A 22650-nucleotide genomic window follows, 5' to 3' on the forward strand; every position below is an offset into this window, starting at 1 on the left:
ATTTTACATTTTGTATTCACGAATGCATACGTGTTTACAATTTTCGGGGAATTCCATCTGGTCTGAAATATCAGTCCAGTTCTCAAAGTCGCTGCTTCTGATCCCCCGGTAACATTGGTCACCAAAGGAATCGTAGAACATATAAAAATCAGAATTATGCTGAACCAGGATCGGACCTTCGCTTCGCCAGGGTGTCAGCAGGGCAGATATATTGTAATAAGGTCCGTTTGCTTTGGTAGAAATAGCAGTACGTATGGCGCAGTAGGGAGAGTCGGGACTGTTATGTCCCCGTTCGTCTTTAAAAGCCATATAATAGATTCCGTTTTTGAAAGTAACCGTAGCATCAATGACCTGATGTCCGGGATCAAAAAATTTGCGCGGTTTGCTAAAGCTTTTAAAATCAACTGTGCGGCAGCTGAAAATTCGATTCGAGATACGTTTGTCTGTGTTCCTGGAATAAAAACTGGATGACCAGATCAGTACGTATTCATTGGTTTCATGGTCCATAAATATTTCAGGAGCCCAGCAGTTGGCAACGTCGCTGTTATCTCCCATGACAGGAATAAAGCTTTCCAATTCAAAGCTGTGCAGATCCCGTGATATGGCATGGCCGATGGTCGTGCTGTTCCAGTTATCTGTGAAAAGTACATGGAAAAGTCCCTGATTATCCATAAACCAATAAGGGTCCCGGATAATTTTACCCTGGTCTTTCAGATCCAGGACAGGTGCCCCGTTATTTAAATCTTTCCAGTGAAACATATCTTCGCTGGAAGCTAAATAGAGGGATTGTGTCTCGTCTTTTGAGTAACTCATAATATACATGGCAGCCTCCTATGCCGCAAAGCCGGGTGTGAATTGCGGCTAATTCAGGTAGTGTTTTCTAATTAGTATAATAGAAACCGTGACGGAATACTAACAAAATTATTAGAACTTTACAAAGTTGTCTGATATACTATTAATAATTATAATGTGCGATAAAAATGAAGAAGCAGGAGAAAAGCTATGATTGATAATAAGAAACCCTGGGATAAGGGGACCTTATGCGTAAGCAGCAACGGAAGATATCTGGCAAATGGGGAAACACCTTTTTTTTGGCTTGGAGATACAGCCTGGCTGATGTTCAGCCACTTAACGGAGGAGGAAGCCTGGGGATATCTGAGAAACCGTAAAGAAAAGGGATATAACGTAATCCAGACCACTTTGATTCATGAGTGGCCGCAGAAGAACATTGATGGAAGTAATGCCCTTGTAAATGAAGATTTCGCAGTCTGCGATCTGGAGGGGAATTACTGGAAAAGAACAGAAGCAATGGTTGATATGGCGGAGGAACTTGGCCTGTATATGGCATTGCTTCCTGCATGGGGAGGAAATGTGGCAAGAGGCTATCTGAACCTGGAAAATGCTGATGCCTACCTGGACTTTTTAATTGATCGATTTGGCAGCAGACCCAATATTATCTGGCTGGTAGGAGGAGATGTGAAAGGGGAAGCAGCGCCGGAAGTATTCTGCAGAATTGGTTCAAGACTGAAACAGGGGTGTAAGGGACAGCTTGTAGCGTTTCATCCCTTTGGAAGGACTTCATCCTCCATTTGGTTTCACAAAGAAGAATGGCTGGATTTTAATATGTTCCAGTCGGGGCACCGCAGATATGACCAGCTTGTGATGCAGTCCTGGGATGATAATGGAAAGAACCCGGATAATTACGGGGAAGACAATTGGAAATATGTAAAACGTGACCATAGCCTGATTCCAATAAAACCGACCATTGACGGAGAGCCGTCTTATGAACAGGTACTGCAGGGGTTACATGATAAAACCCAGGGATACTGGCAGTCCTGGGATGTCCGCAGATATGCTTACTGGTCTGTATTAGAAGGTGCATTTGGGCACACTTACGGGGATAACAGCATTATGCAGTTCTATACAAAAAAAGACGGAGAAGGGGCATTCGGGGTGAAACAGGAATGGAAAGAAGCAATACATAACGCAGGATCTTCCCAAATGAAGCATTTGAAAAATCTGATGGAACAGGTGGATTATCAAAATGGTGTTCCCGCGAGTCATCTTCTGGTATCCGGTCAGGGAGAAAAGTACGAGAGAGTCAGTGTATTTGCCGGAAAAGATTTTATAATCTGCTATTCTTATCTGGGGAAACCTTTTACGCTGGATTTATCTGCCTATCCTAATAATTTAGATACCTACTGGATGGATCCGGAAACTGGGGTATACAGTTTTGCAGGACAATTGATGAATCAAAAGATGAATCAAAAGATGAATCAAAAGATGAATCAAAAGATGAATCAAAAGCAAATGGAATTTCATCCTCCTTTTAAAGGAGAGGGTCATGGAGATTGGGTTTTGGTGTTGACAGATCCGGAATCCTATGATATTGTGTAATAGACAAGAGCCATTGCGAATTATATTATTATATTTCGCAATGGCTTTTTTTCGTTGTAAATTATATTAAATTTAGGAGGGTTTCTGAAATGAGAGAGAAAATTTTCACAAAATCAACTTTTAAAACTATAGGGATCGAACTTTTGGGAAGTCTTTTAATCGCTATAGGCATCTACAATTTTGCATTACACGCGAACTTTCCAATGACCGGATTTTCCGGTATATCCATTATATTATACCGTCTGTTTGATCTGCCGGTTGGAGCAACTACGATAGTACTGAATATTCCGGTTGCATTGATCTGCTACCGTTTACTGGGAAAAGGATTTTTCTTCCGGTCACTGCGTTGTATGGTCATTTCTTCACTGATGATCGATTTTATTGGTCCTTTACTGCCTGTATATCAGGGAAGCAGGCTTTTGGCAGCTATCTGCACCGGAGTTTTCGGTGGTTTTGGATATGCAATTATTTATATGGCAAACTCTTCTACGGGAGGTGCGGACTTCATTATCATGGCGGTGAAAGCTTTGAAGCCCTATCTGCCTCTTGGAAGAATTGCATTTTTAACTGATGTGGGAATTATATTGGCAGGCGGTATTATTTTCAAAGATGTAGATGGAATTATCTATGGTATGATCATTAACTTCATCTTTGCCCTGGCTGTAGACAAAGTAATGTACGGAATCAATGCCGGAAAGCTGGCAATCGTCGTTACCGACCATGGAAAAGAGGTTACAGAGGTGATAGAAGAGTGCTGCGGCAGAGGTTCTACTATTATGAATGCAATGGGAGGCTACAAGCAGGATGAGCGCCAGGTCGTCTTATGTGCCTGCAATAATAAAGAAATGTATTTTGTTCAGAAAGCCGTAAAAGCTGCAGATCCGAAATCGTTTTTAATCGTAATGGAATCTAATGAAGTTCATGGCGAAGGGTTTACTACCAGGCAGATAGGAGAAGCTATGGACCGGGTGAACAGACTGGATTTCCCGCAAAATGCGATGCAAAAAGCATAGAGTACACAATCCCCATTCGCAAAGCGTTCTTTACTCAGCTCACCCGATTAAACAAGTCGGATAGCTTTAGAAATTTCACCGAAGAGAGTCATATATTCTCTTGTAATTATTGAAGATTCAAGTTATATTGAAAGAAATAATGCTGTCAAAAGGGGGGTTTCTGAATGGGGAGGTTTCGTAACTTATCTATAAGAAACCGGATTACAATCAGCTTTCTATGTCTGGTTATTATCCCGTTTCTATTGCTTTTCATCATTTTTTATAGAACTATTTCCAACTATGCTTATAAAATGTCCATTGAAAATCAGACAAATAATTTATATTCCATGCAGGAGCAGTTGGATGACATCTGCTCCGGGTATCAAAACCTGTCGATGTCGGTTTACTACAATGGATATGAAAATGAAGATAATGTATTTGCCAGGGAAAGGGTACATAAAGTGCTGGATAATCTGATTAATACAAACAGTGGTCTTCTGACTGCCATATGGGAAGGGCCGGATCAAACGTATGTGACAGGTAAAAAATTTATCGAACAGGAAGCAGTCTGTGAAAAATATCATGAAAAGGTATCTGCGGGAAATGGGAGGTTTGTCTGGCTGCCCATGGAAAATGTGCACCCCTATTCCGGACGTGGACGGGAAATACTAATAGCAGGAAGAGTGCTTTATAACGAAGACAAAGAAGAAGCAGGAGTCCTTTGGTTCTATATGAGTGGAGCTTTGATGAAAAATATATTTAAAAGGACGGATTTTCTAAGTGGGTCCCGAAATTTTCTTATGCTGACAGATGGAACACTCGTCTGGTCGCCGGAAGAAGATCCGAATATGGTAGGAGAAATAGCGCAGATTTATAAGAAAAGTATCAAAAAGAACAATCATACCACTGAGAAAATAGCAGGTGAAAAAAGTTTGCTGGTGTTCCGAACATCCTATGATACAAAATACGTAGTTTTAAGTGTTATGCCCCAAAGTACGATTCTACAGGAATTTCAGGGCATTGCCAGTGTGTTCTGGGGGTCATTGTGCGTGATACTGCTGTTTATGGTATTAATTTTCAGGATACTGAAAAAACAGATTTTTCTTCCGGTAAATAATCTTACCTATGGAGTGGACCAGTTTGCCAGAGGTGATTTGAATATTCAGTTGGACAGTCATGAAACAGGTGAGATGAAAAAGCTGACAGATCATTTTAATACCATGGTTCAGGAAGTGAAACACCTCATGGAGGATGTAAAAGAAGAGGAAAAAGAAAAAAATGAGTTCAAAATGCAGGCGCTGATGATGCAGATGAGTCCTCATTTTATCTATAATTCACTGAACACAATTAAATGGATTGCGGTGATTAACAAGCAGGAAAATATAAGACAGATGATAGAATCATTGATTCAGATCTTTATGAATATGTCAAAAAGGACAGATGAAAATAATACGATCAGGGATGAAATGGAGCTTCTGCAAAATTATGCCAACATACAAAAAGCCCGATTTTTAAATTTCGACTTGATGATCCGGGCGGATGAAGATACCATGGATCTGCAGATAAAAAGATTTCTATTACAGCCGATCGTAGAAAATGCAATTATTCATGGATTGAATCAATCAGAAAAAATTGGAATGATTTGCATCAGGGTTTATCAGGATAAGTATCTGCATGTGGAAATTACAGATAATGGAGTGGGATTTGAGGTAGGGCAATTAAAGGAAAAAAGAGATCCGGATACCAGGCACACGAGAATCGGACTGGAAAATGTACAGCAGATGCTTAAACTAGAGTATGGAGAACCTTTTGGTATGACGATCGAGAGTGTGATTGGAAAAGGAACCAAGGTCAGCTATCTGCTGCCGGTTGAGAAGCAGGGGGGATTCAGAAATGAAAGTAATGATTGTTGATGATGAGGTACTGGTTCGTTTAGGAATAAAGACTTATCTGGAAGGATACGAGGATATTGAGGTAAAAGGTACTTTTGCAACGGCGAAGGAAGCTTTGGCATATATGGAACGGGATGAAGTGGATATCGTTCTGACTGATATTGAGATGGCACAGATGAGTGGACTGGAATATATCAAAGCGCTAAAGGCATGTAATTATAACTGCGGCATTGTTATTATAAGCTGCCATGAAAACTTTGAATATGTACGGGATGCCATGGATCTGGGCGCGGATAAATACATGCTCAAGCAGGAGGTATGTGAGGATATTCTGGTCAATGAGCTTCGGGAAATCTATAAAAAGAAACAGAGTGAGACCGGCAGTGAAGCTCCGGCAGTGTCTTTGTCCCAAAAGGAAAAACCTGGGATATGGCCGGATAGAGAACCTTCTTGCGAGGAGGTAATGTATCAGATTGCGGCATTGAAGCTTTGGGAAGAATATGATGATTCCGGCAGAGAGAAAACGCAGAATCTGGATGAGGACATGCTGTTTCAGGTCCTGGACGATGCGGTAGCTCAGACGAGATGTGCCACTCTTTTGCGGGATCGTCAGGGAAGGATGTTTCTAATCTTCCAATTTATGAAGGATATGGAGGATAGCAACCGGCTGGAAAGGGTATCCGGTGTCTATTACAGGTTGGAGCAGAATACCAGGCTATATGTGAACCGGTCCTTAGCTATGGGAATCAGCGGGCTGTTTGATGACCAAAGACAGATGAAGGAAAATTATGAGACAGCGCTTAAAAATCTTGAATACCGTTTCTATGATAAACGGGAAATATTTGCAGATATTCCATCAGAGAAGTGCTATCTGGATCTGCAGCTGGATATAGAAAGTCTGATAAGTGAGGATGGGATGAGAAGGTTCATTGAACAACTGGAAGACTATCTGGTACAGTGCAGGATACGTAAAGTATTGCCGGAGAGTATAAAGGAAACAATACTGAAAAGCTTCCATGTTTTGTTAAGTGATGTGATAAAATTTTATCATTTGGAAGGGGAAAAAGAGGCATTCATGGAATATGATCTAAGCTATCAGGAATTATATGACGTATACAGCATGAAGGTTCTTAAGAATATTACCATAGATCATATAGGCAGATTTATAACAGCAATTTTAAAAAAATTGGATCAATCAGATGATTTTCCTAAAGTTTTAAGATATATCGATGAACATTTTAAAGAGCAGCTGACGCTGGCTGAGGTGTCAGGGCGGTTTTATATGAGTGTTAACTATTTCTGCCAGATGTTTAAAAAGTATACAGGCACTACCTTTATAAACTATATCAATGAGAAACGAATAGGAGAAGTTAAAGAGTATCTTCATAGCGGATCCTATTCTCTGGAGGCAATTTCGGAGCTTACCGGGTTTCATAATGTGAATTATATGATCCGTTTGTTCAAGAAAATTACGGGTATTACGATCCGTGAATACAGAAATGGTTTAAAAAAGTGAATCCTGTGTGAGATTGTGAATTTTTTGTACGAAAATAAACAGCTGTGTTAAAAGAGGGATAAGACAATGAACTTTTTGAAAAAGAATGTTCATTGTCTTATTTTGTATAAAAATTTATAATAGAATTATCAAAAGTTCCGGAGCACAAAAAAATGGAGGGATAGAAAATGAAGTACAGAAAAATTTTATGCGGACTGCTCAGTGCAGCGCTGATTGGAACCATGCTTGGTGGTTGCGGTAAGGGTGAAACAGAAAAAGTACAGGAGACTGCTAAGGAGACTTTGGCAGCAGAAACAGTGGAACAGGGACAGACAGAGAAAGGAACAGAAACAGAGGCGAATACGGAAACAGGACAAAGTGCAGATACAGAGAAAAGTGCAGGAGCTGATATTTCAGGGAAGCTTATTATCTGGGAACACAGTACGGATTTTGAAAATGCCTTAGACCAGTTGATTGAGGGCTTTAATGAGAAGTATCCGGATGTTGAGGTAGAATATGAGGTGAAACCCAGCGATCAGTATTACAGCCTGCTGGCTACGTCAATTCAGGCAGGTGAGGCACCGGATATTTTCTGGACAAATGGAACAGCTACGGCCCAGATGGCAGAATATGTGTCCCAGGGAGCAATTATGGATATTACAGATGCTGTTGACATGGGTGATCTGGAGGAATCTTCTTATGGCCTGGCAACCATAGGCGGTAAGCGTTATTCCGTACCGTGGATGACATTTGATACCAGAACCTGTTATTACAATAAGGATATCTTCAATGAACTTGGCTTAGAGGTACCGAAAACATTCAGCGAATATGAAAAATTGCTGGCTGCCCTGGATGAGGGCGGTAAAATCCCAATTTCCTTATCCGGTATGACAAGTTGGCCGCTCCTGTTTTTTGTAGAGCCAATGGGATCTGCTTTAGAACCGGAATACACCAGAGGATTAGCTGATTACAGTTCAAAAGCAAATGATGAACGGTTCGGGAATATTCTGAATAAAATGCTTGAATGGGCAGACAAGGGCTATTTTGGAGACGGATGGCTGGGAGTAGATGATGATGGTTCCAGTCTGGCATTTACTACGGGAGAAGCAGCAATGTTTGTGGGAGGCTCCTGGAGTACCACGTCTTTTCAGGAAAATAATCCGGATTTAAATCTGGGAGCATTCCAGATTCCAAGTGAAGAAGGCACCTCAGGTATGGTAGGAACCTTTGCTAATGGATTCTCTGCATACAGCGGCACAGAAAATAAAGAGGCCGCAATGGCATTCTTAAACTACTGTGCTACTCTGGAAGCGCAGACCAATTGGGTACAAACCCTGGGAAGTGTTTCCGGAAGCCCTAAAATTGAATCTTCTAATGAAGTGGCTAAAGAAATTTCTGATTGTGATGAAACGTTTACCAGTTGGCAGTCAAATTTGTCAAAATATAATAAAGAGGGTGCATCTGCTACCAGTGTATGGGAGGAAGATTCCGTAAAAGTAGCATCGAAAGCTATGACGGTCCAGGAATTGTTGGATAATCTTGGAGAAGTCATGCAGTAATATCACTTAAAAAGCGCCCCGCTTTGCGGCATATTTGTCCCCGATTCAGGTTACGTAGCCCGCTGCGTGCCCTTCCTTCGGGACAAAGCTCCCACAAACTGTGACGCGCAGCGGTCAGAAAGCAATTTGCAACACGCTCTCGAGGATGTCCAAGAATCATTCTTTGGGCATCCTTTTTAGGAGGAACGGTGAAAGAAAATTTAAAAACGGAAAGGCAGCCACACTGTGATTCTTTCACCTGTTTTTTGTGGCAGTATTGCAGGTAAGCCTGTAATATGCAATGGGTATAAATATGAAGAATAAAATTAGGAAAAAAAGACCGTATATTGGATTCATAGCCCCGGGATTTATTATGTATACGGTATTCATCATTGTACCAATATTTTTTGCTATGTTTATCAGCTTACATGAATGGTCAGGGCTAGGGGAAATGAAGTTTACCGGACTGGAAAACTTTCGGGTACTTCTTACGGACTCCCGGATTTCACCTACTTTCTTTCACGCTCTGAAAAATAATATCAAATATATGGTTGTAGTTCTGGTTATTATAACACCCATCCAGTTTGGACTTGCATATCTTTTATACATTAAAATCAAAGGCCATAAATACTATCGTTTCATGCTGTTTCTTCCCTATGTAATCAGTACAACCATAGTCAGTTTCTTTGCTACTATACTATTTGATCCTAATATCGGCTTTATGAATAAAATGCTGACTTCTGTGGGGCTTGAAAAAAGCAGTTGGTTTGGCAACCCCAAACTTGCGTTTACCTTGATGGTAATTGTAATTATGTGGCAGGGGATCGGTACCGGTATGATGATATTCTATGCGAACATGCAGGATATTCCGGACTCTGTTATTGAGGCAAGCATGATTGATGGATGTAATGACTGGCAGCGTCTGTATAAAATTGTAATACCACTGTCCATTCCGTCCTGTGCTACGAATATCATAATGAGTACAATCTGGGCACTGGGTATTTTTGACCTTCCATATATCCTGGGAGGTGCTACCGGAGGAGTAAATAATTCCCTGGATTTTGTAAATATGGTATTTTACCGTTACACCTTCGGCAGTGCATTGAATGGTCAGTCGAATATGGGATTTGGATCAGCAATCAGTGTGGTCATGTTCTTCATCATTTTCACAGTATCCATGATTCAGAATAGGCTGCTGTCTAAAGTAGAATACGAGTATTAGGAGGTGGAAAATGAATAAAGAAAAGAAAATTATCCGGTCAGCAGGAGAAAAAACGGTCAGAGGCATCTTTTCCGTAATGCTCTTTATTGTAACATTAAGCACAATTTTAGTTATTGGAATTACAGTATTAAATTCTTTTAAGTCAAAAGGGGAACTGATTAAAAATACTTTTGGTATACCTGCGGAATTTACGTTGGATAGCTTCAAAAGGGTATTGACGCAGGATCATTTTTTGAGATATTTCATGAATAGTATCATATTAACTGTGGGTGGAATTTCCCTATTAATTTTTCTGGCTTCTATGACCGCATACGGTCTTTCACGTTATAAATTTAAAATGAAAGGTGCAGTACAGACTTATTTTATGCTTGGCCTGATGTTTCCTATACAACTGGGGCTTCTTCCACTGTTTATTATTTTGCGAAGTCTTGGTCTCTTAAATAATCTGTTGGGATTAATATTGCTGTACGGTGCAGGAATGTCCTTTCCCGTGTTTGTCTTTTCCAAATTTTTCAGCACCATACCGGAGGCATTGGAGGAGTCAGCCAGACTGGACGGAGCAGGAGAATTTACAATCTATTGGAGAATTATACTGCCGATTTGTAAACCAGTGCTGGCAACCATTGCACTAATTAACTCGGTTACGATTTGGAACGATTTTTATATGCCGCTGGTATTTTTGGGTAAGGCAAATGTGAGAACGCTTACCCTGGGTGTTTATAAATATATGGAGAGTTTTCTGAAAAACTGGAATTATGCATTTGCCGCCGTTGTAATTACCCTTGTTCCTGTAGTGGTGCTTTACTTCCTGTTCTCAAATCAGATTGTGGCAGGGCTCACCGGCGGAGCAGTTAAGGAATAAGACACACAAGGAGGAAAAAAATGGAACGACAACAATTACCGGAACTGGATTTAAACGCTTATGCTCCCTTAAGCTTCTGGGCATGGAATGAGGAAATGGATGATGAAAGCATCTGCCAGAGAATCCAGGAGTTTTATGATCAGGGTCTAAAAGGATTTTTTATGCATTCCCGAGCGGGTCTTATTACACCATATCTATCTGACGAATGGTTCCATGCCTGCCGTACAGCAGCTGAAAAAGCAAAGCAGCTACAGATGGAAGCCTGGATTTATGATGAGGATGGTTGGCCCAGCGGATTTGCCGGGGGACTTGTCAATGGATGCGGCGTCATATACCAGGCAAAGTATTTAGCAGCAACAAGAAATAGAGAAGAGGTTGTGAAAAGTCATTTCCTTGCATCCTTCCGTAAAACAAAAGAGGGTTATGAACCGGCAGAAGAATCGGAAAGTGAGTTGTTCTTCTGTTATATGACAGAACCTGACTATGTAGATCTACTGTCTGAGAAAGTGACAAAAAAGTTCATAGAGGTAACACATGAACGATATAAAAAGGAACTGGGAGAGTATTTTGGAACGGTTGTTCCCGGATTCTTTACAGACGAGCCACAGTATAGTTTTCAGGGACTGCCTTACAGTGAGGAGCTGGAAGCATATTTCCAGAAGCGCAATGGGTATTCCTTCTTAAGGAATATGTATCTTTTTGAAGAGAATACAGATTTTACGGACCAATACAGAAAAGATTACTGGGATACCGTACAGGAGATGATGCAGCAGAATTTTGCAGGTCAGATCTATGACTGGTGTGAAAAAAATGGAGTTATATTTACCGGGCATTTTCCAGGGGAAGACAGCTTTATACATCAGATGAGCAGTACAGCAGGGGTCATGCCGAAATATAAATACATGCAGATGCCTGGGATTGACCATTTAGGGAGGCGGATTACACCTGTTCTTCTGACAAAACAGGTAACCAGTGCAGCAAAGCAGTATGGCAGAAAAAAAGTACTTTCTGAAACTTTTGGCTGTGCAGGATGGAATATTAGCTTTGAGCAGATGTGTCATATCTGGGGCTGGCAGGCAGCGGCAGGAATTAATGTTCCGGTTCTGCATATTGGTCCTCATTCTATCAAAGGAATCCGAAAAAGGGATTATCCAGCATTTTACTCTTACCAGGAACCATGGTGGGAGGAATTTTATCACGTGGCAAAGTGGATGGAGGGGATTGGTGCCTATATGGGAAAGGGGATATGGGCAGAAGATTTGGTGGTACTCACACCGCTGAAAACCATGTATTTATATCACGGGAAACAAAACGCCATTGAGGAAGAATATGCAGCCTCTTATCGAAAACTTTTGGAGAATCTGCTTGATATACAGGTGGGATTTGACCTGGGAGATGAAGAGGTAATCCATGACTGTGGAAGTGTAGAAGGTGACAGATTTTTAATCGGAAATTGTGCATATCGATATGTGATTGTTCCAAAGGCAGAAATCTTAGAGGAATATACCTGGAAACTTCTTCAGAAATTTCATGAAAACGGTGGGACTGTCTTATTTACCAGCCAGGTTCCGGGATTACAGGGGGAAGGCAGTTGGATACATGAGTGCCATGTCATTCAGAACAGCAGAAATTTTTGGCAGAAATGTTTTGCAGCCCTTCATTATAAGCGTAAGATAGCCGTATTGGAGAAGAATGGTTTCTATCTTGCCCATGGTCTCCATGTGGCTGTAAAACGGGATGTTTCTGATTATGTATATGTGTGGAACCGATATGTTGACAGCTGCAGGGAACTGACCGTACAGGTTGCAGGTCAGTGCAGCGCATTTACAGTGAATCCGGAAACGGGAGAGAAAACTCAGCTTGCTGTTGTCCGGGGAGAAGATGAGACGCTGGTATCACTGAAGCTTTGCGGGTATCAATCAGTATTGATGGAATTACAGGATGGAATAGGCAGCTGTCAGGAAGATCAGGAAATATCTATGAACCGGCTGGATGGTACCTGGGAACCTGACAGAGAGAATACCCTGACACTGGACTATGCGTCCTTTTCCTTGGATGGACAGCATTATTCCGAAGAGATGCAGGTGGTACAAATGCATCCGCTGCTGTATCAGCATATTAACAGAGAAAACGCCCGGGAGATCTATATCAAATATCGATTTTTTGATGGAAGAAGCAACAAGTCACCACTTATAGCAGCTTTAGAGGATGATGATTGTACCGGTATCTGGTGTAATGAAGCATCCATTACAAGCTGTCGGGGAGGCTGGTATCTGGACCGTAAAATCCACGAATATGAACTGGGCGAATATGTGACAGAGGGCTGGAATACCATTACTCTGAGATATTATTTGCCCGGGAATAATATAAAGGATGTAGAAGGGCTGTTTGAGACAGAAGTAAATCGTTTTTATTATCCCGTGGAACCGGAGGCGATATATATAAAAGGAGATTTTTCAGTAGATATCCTGGGACGGTACTGGCGACAAGCAACACATTGGACCGCAGACCCGGAAAGATTTATACTGTCAGACTACCGAAAATTAAATGGAAGCGCAGATGTGACCCCCCAGGGTCTGTGGTTTTACAGGGGAAATCTTAAGTTCAGAACAACCATTAAAAAGAAAGCAGGTATGCATCAGTGGATTTGTCTGAACAGGGTAGACGCTGCAGCAGTAAAAGTCAGCTGCAATGGCAAAGACAAACTGCTATATATGGAACCCTATGAGACAGATCTTACAGAGATGCTAGTGGATGGAGAGAATCAGGTAGAAGTACTGCTTCTTGGAACGAACCGGAATCTGCTTGGACCCCATCATCACATGAAGGGTGAGAATAATTATGTTGGACCAAATACCTTTAAAGGAATTTATGGATATGAGGATAAGATTGTTAATCCCGATATCACCCAGGAGACTACATGGACACAGAGGTATTCATTTGTACCATTTGGATGTGGCGGTGTCAGTGAATCAGACAGAATCCAGATGAATCCTGCTACCACACCAACTCAAAAGTAAACAGGGGATTGCAATCAGCGGAAGTATGAGCTATTCTAAGTACATAACGGAAAAGTTCTTTGAAAAAGGAGTGGTTTGAACTATGAAGTGTATGTACTGCAATAAAAAAATTCCCGAAGGGATAGAAAATGCTGTTATTGAAAAAATAGATGGACTAACCTGTACTTTTTGTGGTGAAAAGTGTAAAGAGGATTGCGAAAATTTTCTAAGCTTTGCGAAGAAGTATGAAAAACTGTTTCTGGTATTGATATTTGTACCTATGATCCTTTGTACTTTTGCATCGTTTATTCTGGGGGAATGGGTCGTCTGCCTGATGATTGTAATTCTGGGGGCAGCCATAACCCTGTTTCCCTTCTGTACGCCTCAGACGATACAGCTGACAGGCGTAAAGAAGAGTATTCTTATAGGCAGGATTCTGGGCATTGTGCTGATTGGAATGGGGATCATATGGTGGATTAGATAATAAATTATGTAAATAAATAAAAGCGCTGTTTTCCCGAGAGAACAGCGCTTTGACAGACTGGAACAGGGTGTCATATTTCTAATTTATCTTGCTGCTTAAATCCTGATATCTGTCGTTGGTGCAATGGGGGCACTTATCATACCCTGTGCCTGCTTTTATTTTAATTCAATTAATTCATATTCTTTATTCCCAAGCCCAATCTTAACGGCATGCTCAATACCAACTTTCCAGTCAGTATCCGGGCTAACGGCATGAAAGTGGTCATGAGAGTGGTCTGTGCTCTTATCCAAAAGGCTTCCGGGAATTACAGGCTGTTTATTTACTGCATCTGCGCATGCAACATCCAGTGCAACCGGATCAAAAGAAGCGAACATGCCCACGTCCGGAACGATTGGTATGTCATTTTCGCCGTGACAGTCACAATACGGTGAAACATCCATGACAAGACTGATGTGGAACTGCGGTCTTTTGCTTACCACTGCTTTACTGTATTCTGCGATTTTACGGTTTAAAATATCGTTGGATTCATCTGAGGCTGCTTTAACGGCATCCTGGGGACAGACACCGATACATCTGCCGCATCCTACACATTTATCATGGTTAATGGAAGCCTTTTTATCTGTGACAACGGCTGCATCGTGAGCACAGATCTTGCTGCACATGCCGCATCCGATACATTCATCTGTTTTAATAAATGGTTTGCCGGCACTGTGCATTTCCATTTTACCGGCACGGGATCCGCATCCCATCCCTATATTTTTCAAAGTTCCGCCGAAGCCGGTAGCTTCATGGCCTTTAAAATGTGTCAGTGTGATGAAAATATCCGCATCCATAATAGCATGCCCGATTTTTGCTTCCTTCACATATTCGCCGCCCTCTACAGGAACCAGGGTCTCGTCTGTTCCCTTTAATCCGTCACCGATTAAGATATGGCATCCGGTGGAAAAAGGAGAAAATCCGTTTTCATAAGCGCTCTGGATATGGTCCAGGGCATTTTTGCGTCCCCCCACATAAAGGGTATTGCAGTCTGTGAGAAACGGTTTACCACCCAGTTCCTTAATCACATCCACTACGGTCTTTGCGTAGTTTGGACGTAGATAAGCCAGATTCCCCGGCTCGCCGAAATGAATTTTAATTGCCGCATATTTTTTGTTAAAATCAATATCGCCAATGCCTGCCTTTTTAATCAGACGTGCAAGTTTTTGCTGTAGATTGTCATTGTTTCTGGTATGTAAGTTTGTAAAATATACCTTGGATTTTCCCATAGATTACCTCCTGATAACGTTATTGCTTCCAGATGCGCACCAGAATTATGATTTGCCAGGCGGGCACAGAAGCTGTGTTAAATAAATTATAATACTTAAAGCATACTTTAAGTCAAATGATTTTGTTCGCCGCCCGGGAAAATTTCTGTGAATTAAGTTATGATTCCTGTGTATTTTCTAAATCAAATCCAAAATACCGTACGGCATTATTATATGAAATCCCCTTAATGATTTCTTCTAATGCCTGATAATCTTCCGGATATTCTCCATTTTCTACCCAGCCTCCAATCAGATCACACAGGATGCGGCGGAAATATTCATGACGGGTGTAGGATAAAAAGCTGCGGGAATCCGTAAGCATCCCAATAAAGTTGCTTAACAATCCAAGATTTGCAAGGGAAATCATCTGGTCGGTCATGCCCTGTTTGTGATCATTGAACCACCATGCACTGCCATGCTGCATTTTCCCAATAGCACAAGAATCCTGAAAGCATCCCAGGATAGCGTCAATATAGGCATTATCATTAGGATTCAGGGAGTACAGGATCGTTTTTGGAAGCTGGTCTGTGCAGATGAGGGCATTAAGGTAATCCGCAGCCAAAGCAGAAGGAGCATAGTTGTTAATGCAGTCATATCCGGTATCCGGTCCAAGCTTGCGAAAGCTTAAGGAGTTGTTATCTCTTTTGCATCCAAAATGCAATTGCATAGCCCACCCAAGGCGATGATATTCCCGTCCTGCAAAAAGCATAAATGCCGTTTTAAACTTTAATTCTTCCTCTCTTGTAACGGTATTTCCGGAAAGTCTCTTTTTCAGGATGGCTTCTATCTCGGATTCATCAGCCGGGCTGTAGTAAACAAATTCCAAAGCGTGGTCAGATACCAGACAGCCATTATTATGGAAGAAATCCATCCGGTTTCTGAGCGCATCCTTCAGGGAAGCAAAATCTTTAATTTGTGTGCCGCTTGCTGTTGCAAGTTTAGCAAGATATTCTGTAAAGTCTGCTTTTTCTATGTTCATAGCCTTATCCGGGCGCCATGCCGGAAGGACTGCAACATCAAAACTGCTGTCTTCTTTGATCATCTTATGCCATTCCAGTGTATCAATGGGATCATCCGTTGTACAGATCAGAGTTACATTCGACATTTTAATAATATTACGGACGGACATAGAAGGATCCTGTAATTTCTGATTGCAGAGATTCCAGACTTCTTCTGCCGTATCCCGGTTTAAGATGCCGGTATATCCGAAATAGCGCTGAAGTTCCAGATGACTCCAGTGGTAAAGGGGATTGCCAATTGCTTTTTCCAACGTTTCCGCCCACTTCTGGAATTTTTCCCGGGGAGATGCGTCGCCTGTTATGTAGTATTCATCAATTCCATTGGAACGCATTTGGCGCCACTTATAATGATCTCCGCCCAGCCATACTTCTGTTATGTTGGAAAATTGTTTATCTTCTGCTATTTCCCTGGGGTTAATGTGGCAATGATAATCCAGCACAGGACAAGTATCTGCATATTCATGAAAAAGCCTGCTGGCAGTGGGTGTTGAAAGTAAAAATTCTTTGTCCATAAATTGTTTCATAGTTAAAATCCTCCTTAAGGGTTTGAATTAAAAGTGATCATCTGTGGATTGCCGCAAAATGATTTCAGCGGTAATGACCGTTTTAGCAGGTACTTTCTTGCCATCTAAAACGCTCATTAAAACAGAGACCGCATGATTGCAAGAAAACTCCAGTTTATTGTCAATCGTAGTCAGTTCCGGATCACAGCAGATTCCAATTTTTGAATTGTTATATCCAATGATAGACAGATCCCGGGGAATGGAAAGTCCTGCAGCTTTAGCAAATTTCAGCACGCCGATAGCAAGTTCATCATCGGAGGTGATTACGGCGTTAAATGGAAAACAGTTTGCATAATGAGTGAGCAGCCGTTCTTTGATATCCTGTATGGAACCGTTAAAGCAGATCATTTGTGAATTTTCCACGTGTATGTTTCTTTTGTTATGTGCGCTTAGAAAACCCGCCAGCTTTCGACGTCCACTGTAAGATTGGGACCGGTAGAGAAAGAGCAGCTTATTCCTTCCGCTGACCAGGAACCTCTCTGTGGCACCCGCAACTGCTGCGGTATCGTCACAGAGGGAACTGTAAATTCCGGGAGCATCTAAATGTCCGTTTAGCAGAATAAGCGGGACTTTTCTGGCAGCAAAGCGGAGATATTCATTGTTTTTATCTGCCTGTTCTACAAAAGTAGAGCCTGCTAAAATAATGGCATCTACCCGCTTGGAAAGCAATATCTCAAGATATTTCTTTTTCTGATCCAGGTCATATCCGGTGCAGCACAGCAGTGCATCATAGCCGAAACGCCGAAGTTCCTGTTCCAGATAATAAACGGCACTTGCAAGATAGGCATCAGAAGAATCTGCACAGAGAATACCAATAGTTTTCATGGTATTGAGACCCAGCCCCCTTGCAAAGGCATTTGGACTGTAACTTTCCTCTTCCATTACTCTTAAGACTTTTTGACGGGTATTTGCACTGACTTTCTCGTTTCCATTTAACACGCGGGATACGGTAGCAATGGATACACCGGCTTTTTTTGAAATATCATAGATGTTCATCTGGGCTACCTCGATTTCCTGAGAATAATGTAAATACTTACAAAATGGAATTAAAGTCATTATAATAGTTTAATACTATAAAATCAAGATATATTTTGAAAAATAAAAAATCTTGTTGACACAAAAGTTTATTTGATGTAAGTTAAATGTAAGTACTTACATAATTAAGACATGGAATTAGGATGAAGAATAAGAAAAGTCAGAAACAGTGAAGGAAAGGAAGGTATTATGCAGGATTATATCAGAATTCATCAGAGTGACACGGTAGCTGTTGCATTAAAACCCCTGAAGAAAGGGATGGCTTGCATCATAGATGGGGTAGAAGTGATTCTAAATGAGGATATCATGCAAGGTCATAAATTTGCACTGAAACAGATGAGCAAAGGCAGCAGGGTGATAAAGTATGGAAGTCCAATTGGTATAGCAAAGGATGCAATTGAAGCGGGCGCCTGGGTACATACTCATAACATTCAGACCGGGCTGGGTGAACTGCTGGAATATACCTATGAAAAAGTACCAACAGATATGCCGGTCGGAACAGGTGCCAGTTTTGAGGGGTATAGGCGGAAAAACGGAAAAGTTGGAATCAGAAATGAAATCTGGATTATCCCAACGGTAGGCTGTGTAAATAATGTGGCGAATGCAATTGAACAAAAAGCCCAGAAATATGTACAGGGAACCATTGATGCGGTTGCTGCTTTTCCGCACCCTTACGGCTGTTCCCAAATGGGAGAAGATCAGGAAAACACCAGAAAAATTCTGGCTGATCTGGTTAATCATCCAAATGCAGGTGGGGTCCTGGTTCTTGGACTTGGATGCGAAAATTCCAATATTGATGAACTGAAGAAATATATCGGAGATTTTGATGAGGACAGAGTGCGGTTTCTGGTGGCTCAGGACTGTGAAGATGAAATCCAGGAGTCGCTGTCATTAATAGAAGAAATAGCAGAATATGCCGGACGTGACAGCAGAGAAAAAATAGATGCCGGGGAACTGGTCATAGGTATGAAATGCGGTGGTTCGGATGGCTTGTCCGGAATTACAGCAAATCCGGTAGTTGGGGCTTTTTCCGATATGCTGATTGCAAAAGGAGGAACCACGATCTTAACAGAGGTGCCGGAGATGTTCGGTGCGGAAACACTTCTGATGAACCGCTGTAAGAATCAGCAGTTATTTCATCAGACAGTAGATCTGATCAATGACTTTAAGAATTATTTCACCAGCCACAATCAGACAATTTATGAAAATCCTTCTCCGGGAAATAAAAAAGGAGGAATTTCCACTTTAGAAGATAAATCCCTGGGCTGTACACAAAAGAGTGGAAAAGCAGCGGTTACGGGAGTTCTGGCATATGGTGAGACAGTAGAAGAAAAAGGGCTGAACCTGCTCAGTGCTCCGGGAAATGATCTGGTAGCGTCTACGGCACTGGCGGCAGGCGGCGCGCACATTGTTCTGTTTACTACCGGTAGAGGAACTCCGTTTGCATCGCCGGTACCGACGGTAAAAATATCAAGCAACACAGATCTGAGTACCAGAAAGGACAACTGGATCGACTTTAACTGCGGCAAATTGGCAGAAGGGAAGACATTGGATGAAATGGCTGAAGAATTATTCTGCTATGTATTGGATGTAGCTTCCGGAAAACAGGTAAAGGCGGAAAAAGCAGGATTTCACGATATGGCAATATTTAAACAGGGTGTTACCCTGTAATGATAAGCAGGATGAACCGGCAGTACAGATACAACGTAAGCAAAATAGATGTGTATTCAGTTATAAATAGCATGTTTATTTAATTATAATTAGGAAGGGTTGGATATAAAATATGAAAAAATTAAGCTATGAGGTACTAAAAGAACAGGGGTATGAGGGGTATCTGCTGGAGCAGGCGCCGGAAAGAGTTTTACAATTTGGCGAAGGCAATTTTATGCGTGCATTTGTGGATTACTGGATTGATATGATGAATGAAAAAGCAGGGTTTCAGTCAAAAGTAGTGCTTTGCCAACCAATTTCATCTCCATGGCTTTCGGAAAGAATAAATGAGCAGGAAGGATTATACACCCTGTTTCTGCGTGGATTTGAAAATGGTCAGAAAGTAAATGATAAAAGAGTGATTTCCTGTGTCAGCAGATGTCTGAATTCCTATGAAGAGTTTGATGCGGTACTGGAATGTGCCAAGAATCCTGATCTGCGCTTTATCACATGCAACACTACAGAAGCAGGGATCGTCTATGATCCGGCCTGCCGGTTTACCGACAGTCCCGCATCCAGCTATCCGGGAAAGCTAACACAGTTCTTATACCAGCGTTTTCTGAATTACGGGACGGAAAAAGGAAAAGGTTTCATCATCTTATCTTGTGAATTGATTGATAATAACGGAAAAGAACTGGAGAAGTGCGTCCTTCAGTATGCAGACCAGTGGAATCTTGGGGAAACATTTACCCAGTGGATCAAGTCTGAAAACATATTCTGTTCCACATTGGTAGACCGTATCGTAACTGGTTATCCCAAAAATGAAGCACAGGCGCTGTGTGAAGAAATGGGCTATGAAGATAACTTAATCGACACGGGAGAAGTATTTGGTTTCTGGGTCATTGAAGGGCCACAGAGCCTGAAAGAAGAACTCCCATTTGAAAAGGCAGGGCTTCCCGTCATTATCTGCGATGACCATAAACCATACAAACAGCGTAAAGTGCGTATCTTAAACGGTGCTCATACTTCAATGGTTCTGGGGGCATACCTGGCAGGACAGAATATTGTACGGGATTGTATGAATGACCCGACCATTTGTAAATTTATGAATCAGACTATTTATGATGAAATTATACCAACGTTATCACTTCCACAAAAAGAACTGGAAGAATTTGCAGCAGCTGTAACAGAAAGATTTAATAATCCTTTTGTGGACCATGCACTTCTGGATATATCCCTGAACTCTACATCCAAGTGGAAGGCCAGAGTCATGCCATCCCTGAAAGGATATGTAGAAAAGTTCGGGAAGCTGCCTGTATGCATTACAGCATCCTTCGCATTTTACATCGCGTTCTATCGTGGCAGTCATCTGACCGAAAATGGTTTGGAAGCAGTCAGAGGAGAAGACAGATATCTGATCCGGGATGACAGGGAAGTACTGGAGTTCTTTTATGAACATCGTAACGACAACGCAAAAATGCTGGCAAATGCAGTTTGCAGAAATACGAAATTCTGGGGTGAAGATCTGACGGATATCAAAGGGTTTGAAGATGCCGTGGCAGGATATTTGGACAAAATTCTGCGAAATGGAAGCTATGAAGTGATGAAAGAGTGTATATAAGTAAATGACACCATGTCTTGGAATTAGGGATAACCTGTGATACAGTAGTAATATCATTGACCTATTGGAATCGTCACAGGAGGTATTCATGGACAGAAAAAAATTGATCGAGCAAAGTTTTACTGCAATTGACCAGCCCGAAATGGAACGGATCGGCCATGTTTATAACCCGGGAGTACTCTATAACAGCCTGGGAATCACGAGAGAGACACTTCGGTATTATGAAAAACAGGGGCTGATCTGTCCTAATAAAGACAGAAAAAGCAGTTATCGGGAATTTACGATCCTGGATATTTTCCGCTTGATGGCTATTGATTATTACAAGAAACATGGCTTTGCCATCGGAGAGATTAAGGAACTGATTAATCAGGATGATATTTCACAGGTTCATGAGATTTTTTCCAGGAAGCAATGTCAGCTAAAAGAAGAGATAGAGCGCTTGAAGTTAATGGAAGAACGGTTGGCACAGGATCAGTTGTTTATAAAGAATTTATCCGGACATCTTCATCAATACGGCATTTGTGAACTGCCTTTATACGAAATTGTGGATTCGATTGATTACATGTCTGCATTTTCCGATTATACGGAGCATGTAGTTCCAAATATTGATTTAAAAAGAGAAGATATTATCAGCAATATGATCAGGGAAGTTACTTTTGATGAAAATGGATACAAAGAATCCAAAATGAGGATTATAAAACCGGCAGAGGGGAAAAAGGACCCTGAGAAACAATACCTGATATCCGGAAAGAGCATTTATACAGTGGTAGAATCAGGTATGGATGATTATGATACCATGGGAAGAATGTATCATTTGGTTAATGGATGGGCTTGTGAGAATCAACTGGAGATGAAAGGGGTTGTATATATCAGGACGAGAATCTGTGTTGTGGGAAGTCTGAATCCCAGAAATTATTATGAGTGCTGGATTCCGATAAATTCATAAAACATAAATTCATAAAACCATGAATTAATACAATTATAAATTTATAAAGTATTGACCTGGTGGTAACCACCAGCATTATAGTAACTGTATCATTAAGATTGGAAAGCTCAGATGAGCTCAGGTGAAAATACAATGAAAACAGTTATAATTAAAGATTGCCAGGAGTGGGATGATTTCCACACACCGGCAAAGGGAAAGGAATCAGACACCTATATACTGGATCTTAACAGGGTTATGATCAGGGATTGCCTTGGCTGCTGGGCCTGCTGGCTGAAAACCCCGGGAAGATGTGTACAAAAGGATCTGGATGATTTTTATCATGCTTTTTTTAGAGCAGACCGGGCAGTTTTTTTGTTAAAAGAGTCCTGCGGTTTTGCCAGCGGCAATTTGAAATCGCTGCTGGACCGTATGATAGTTTCCGTTCTTCCTTATATTGAATATACTTCCGGCGAAGCAATGCATGTTGCCAGATATGATAAAACGCCTGTAATAGAAATCTATTATCAGGATACGTTTACATCAAATGAGGCTCGGAAGCTGTTCATTGAATATTTCAAAAGAGTCTGCGTCCAATTTCACTGGAAAATTAAATGTATTGGCACGATTTCCGAATATAAGGAGGGCAGATAAG

The 22650-nt window shown here is 41.4% G+C and carries 17 protein-coding genes and 1 pseudogene; 14 read left to right on the forward strand and 4 right to left on the reverse strand.

What is annotated here, in order from left to right:
• Positions 1–3: 3 nt before the first annotated feature.
• Complete coding sequence (locus RHS_RS19285; protein WP_395023010.1) at positions 4–813, reverse strand: glycoside hydrolase family 43 protein; 810 nt, start codon at positions 811–813, stop codon at positions 4–6.
• A 189-nt stretch (positions 814–1002) separates the two neighbouring features.
• On the opposite strand from RHS_RS19285, the gene RHS_RS19290 reads away from it, so the two are divergent.
• The 10 genes and pseudogenes from RHS_RS19290 (at position 1003) to RHS_RS31400 (ending at position 13881) form a co-directional block, all read left to right on the forward strand.
• Positions 1003–2397, forward strand: a complete 1395-nt coding sequence (locus tag RHS_RS19290) for a glycoside hydrolase family 140 protein (protein ID WP_047834087.1) — start codon at positions 1003–1005, stop codon at positions 2395–2397.
• A gap of 89 nt (positions 2398–2486) precedes the next feature.
• A complete protein-coding gene (locus RHS_RS19295; RefSeq protein ID WP_044289637.1) occupies positions 2487–3410 on the forward strand; it encodes a YitT family protein in 924 nt (307 codons plus the stop codon).
• A 164-nt stretch (positions 3411–3574) separates the two neighbouring features.
• Positions 3575–5302: a sensor histidine kinase gene (locus RHS_RS19300; RefSeq protein WP_027295891.1), complete on the forward strand. Its 1728-nt coding sequence runs from the start codon at positions 3575–3577 to the stop codon at positions 5300–5302.
• Positions 5283–6797: a response regulator gene (locus RHS_RS19305; RefSeq protein ID WP_047834088.1), complete on the forward strand. Its 1515-nt coding sequence runs from the start codon at positions 5283–5285 to the stop codon at positions 6795–6797. Before RHS_RS19300 ends, RHS_RS19305 begins: the two co-directional genes overlap by 20 nt.
• 167 nt (positions 6798–6964) lie before the next feature.
• Positions 6965–8335 carry an ABC transporter substrate-binding protein gene (locus RHS_RS19310; RefSeq protein WP_027295893.1) on the forward strand — a complete coding sequence of 457 codons (1371 nt, stop codon included), beginning with the start codon at positions 6965–6967 and terminating at the stop codon, positions 8333–8335.
• Positions 8336–8362: 27 nt separating this feature from the next.
• Positions 8363–8515, forward strand: a pseudogene (locus tag RHS_RS31395) (DUF6783 domain-containing protein); the annotation flags it as partial.
• A gap of 112 nt (positions 8516–8627) precedes the next feature.
• Positions 8628–9536, forward strand: a complete 909-nt coding sequence (locus tag RHS_RS19315) for a carbohydrate ABC transporter permease (RefSeq protein WP_044293600.1) — start codon at positions 8628–8630, stop codon at positions 9534–9536.
• A gap of 10 nt (positions 9537–9546) precedes the next feature.
• Entirely contained in the window at positions 9547–10398 is an 852-nt protein-coding gene (locus tag RHS_RS19320) for a carbohydrate ABC transporter permease (RefSeq protein WP_052377964.1), read from the forward strand.
• A 20-nt stretch (positions 10399–10418) separates the two neighbouring features.
• The gene (locus tag RHS_RS19325) at positions 10419–13418 is read left to right on the forward strand and encodes a glycosyl hydrolase (RefSeq protein ID WP_047834089.1); all 3000 of its coding nucleotides are present in this window, start codon (positions 10419–10421) and stop codon (positions 13416–13418) included.
• 82 nt (positions 13419–13500) lie between these two features.
• Positions 13501–13881, forward strand: coding sequence for a hypothetical protein (locus RHS_RS31400; protein ID WP_052377965.1), 381 nt, complete (start codon positions 13501–13503; stop codon positions 13879–13881).
• A 155-nt stretch (positions 13882–14036) separates the two neighbouring features.
• Here RHS_RS31400 and RHS_RS19335 read toward each other — a convergent pair whose 3' ends face one another.
• From RHS_RS19335 to RHS_RS19345, 3 genes are all read right to left on the reverse strand, one after another.
• Entirely contained in the window at positions 14037–15146 is a 1110-nt protein-coding gene (locus tag RHS_RS19335) for a DUF362 domain-containing protein (RefSeq protein WP_027295896.1), read from the reverse strand.
• 157 nt (positions 15147–15303) lie between these two features.
• The gene (uxaC, locus tag RHS_RS19340) at positions 15304–16728 is read right to left on the reverse strand and encodes a glucuronate isomerase (RefSeq protein WP_047834090.1); all 1425 of its coding nucleotides are present in this window, start codon (positions 16726–16728) and stop codon (positions 15304–15306) included.
• Between the two features lie 27 nt (positions 16729–16755).
• Entirely contained in the window at positions 16756–17763 is a 1008-nt protein-coding gene (locus RHS_RS19345) for a LacI family DNA-binding transcriptional regulator (protein ID WP_047834091.1), read from the reverse strand.
• A gap of 228 nt (positions 17764–17991) precedes the next feature.
• Here RHS_RS19345 and RHS_RS19350 point away from each other — a divergent pair, with 228 nt between their 5' ends.
• The 4 genes from RHS_RS19350 (at position 17992) to RHS_RS19365 (ending at position 22649) form a co-directional block, all read left to right on the forward strand.
• On the forward strand, positions 17992–19473 hold the full coding sequence (locus RHS_RS19350) for a UxaA family hydrolase (RefSeq protein WP_047834092.1): 1482 nt from the start codon (positions 17992–17994) through the stop codon (positions 19471–19473).
• Positions 19474–19585: 112 nt separating this feature from the next.
• Entirely contained in the window at positions 19586–21073 is a 1488-nt protein-coding gene (locus RHS_RS19355; protein WP_047834093.1) for a tagaturonate reductase, read from the forward strand.
• 88 nt (positions 21074–21161) lie between these two features.
• A complete protein-coding gene (locus RHS_RS19360; protein ID WP_044293609.1) occupies positions 21162–22019 on the forward strand; it encodes a MerR family transcriptional regulator in 858 nt (285 codons plus the stop codon).
• Positions 22020–22151: 132 nt separating this feature from the next.
• A complete protein-coding gene (locus tag RHS_RS19365) occupies positions 22152–22649 on the forward strand; it encodes a hypothetical protein (RefSeq protein ID WP_047834094.1) in 498 nt (165 codons plus the stop codon).
• Position 22650 lies beyond the last annotated feature (1 nt).

Source organism: Robinsoniella sp. RHS (assembly GCF_001029355.1).
GTDB classification, from domain to species: Bacteria; Bacillota; Clostridia; order Lachnospirales; family Lachnospiraceae; genus Robinsoniella; species Robinsoniella peoriensis.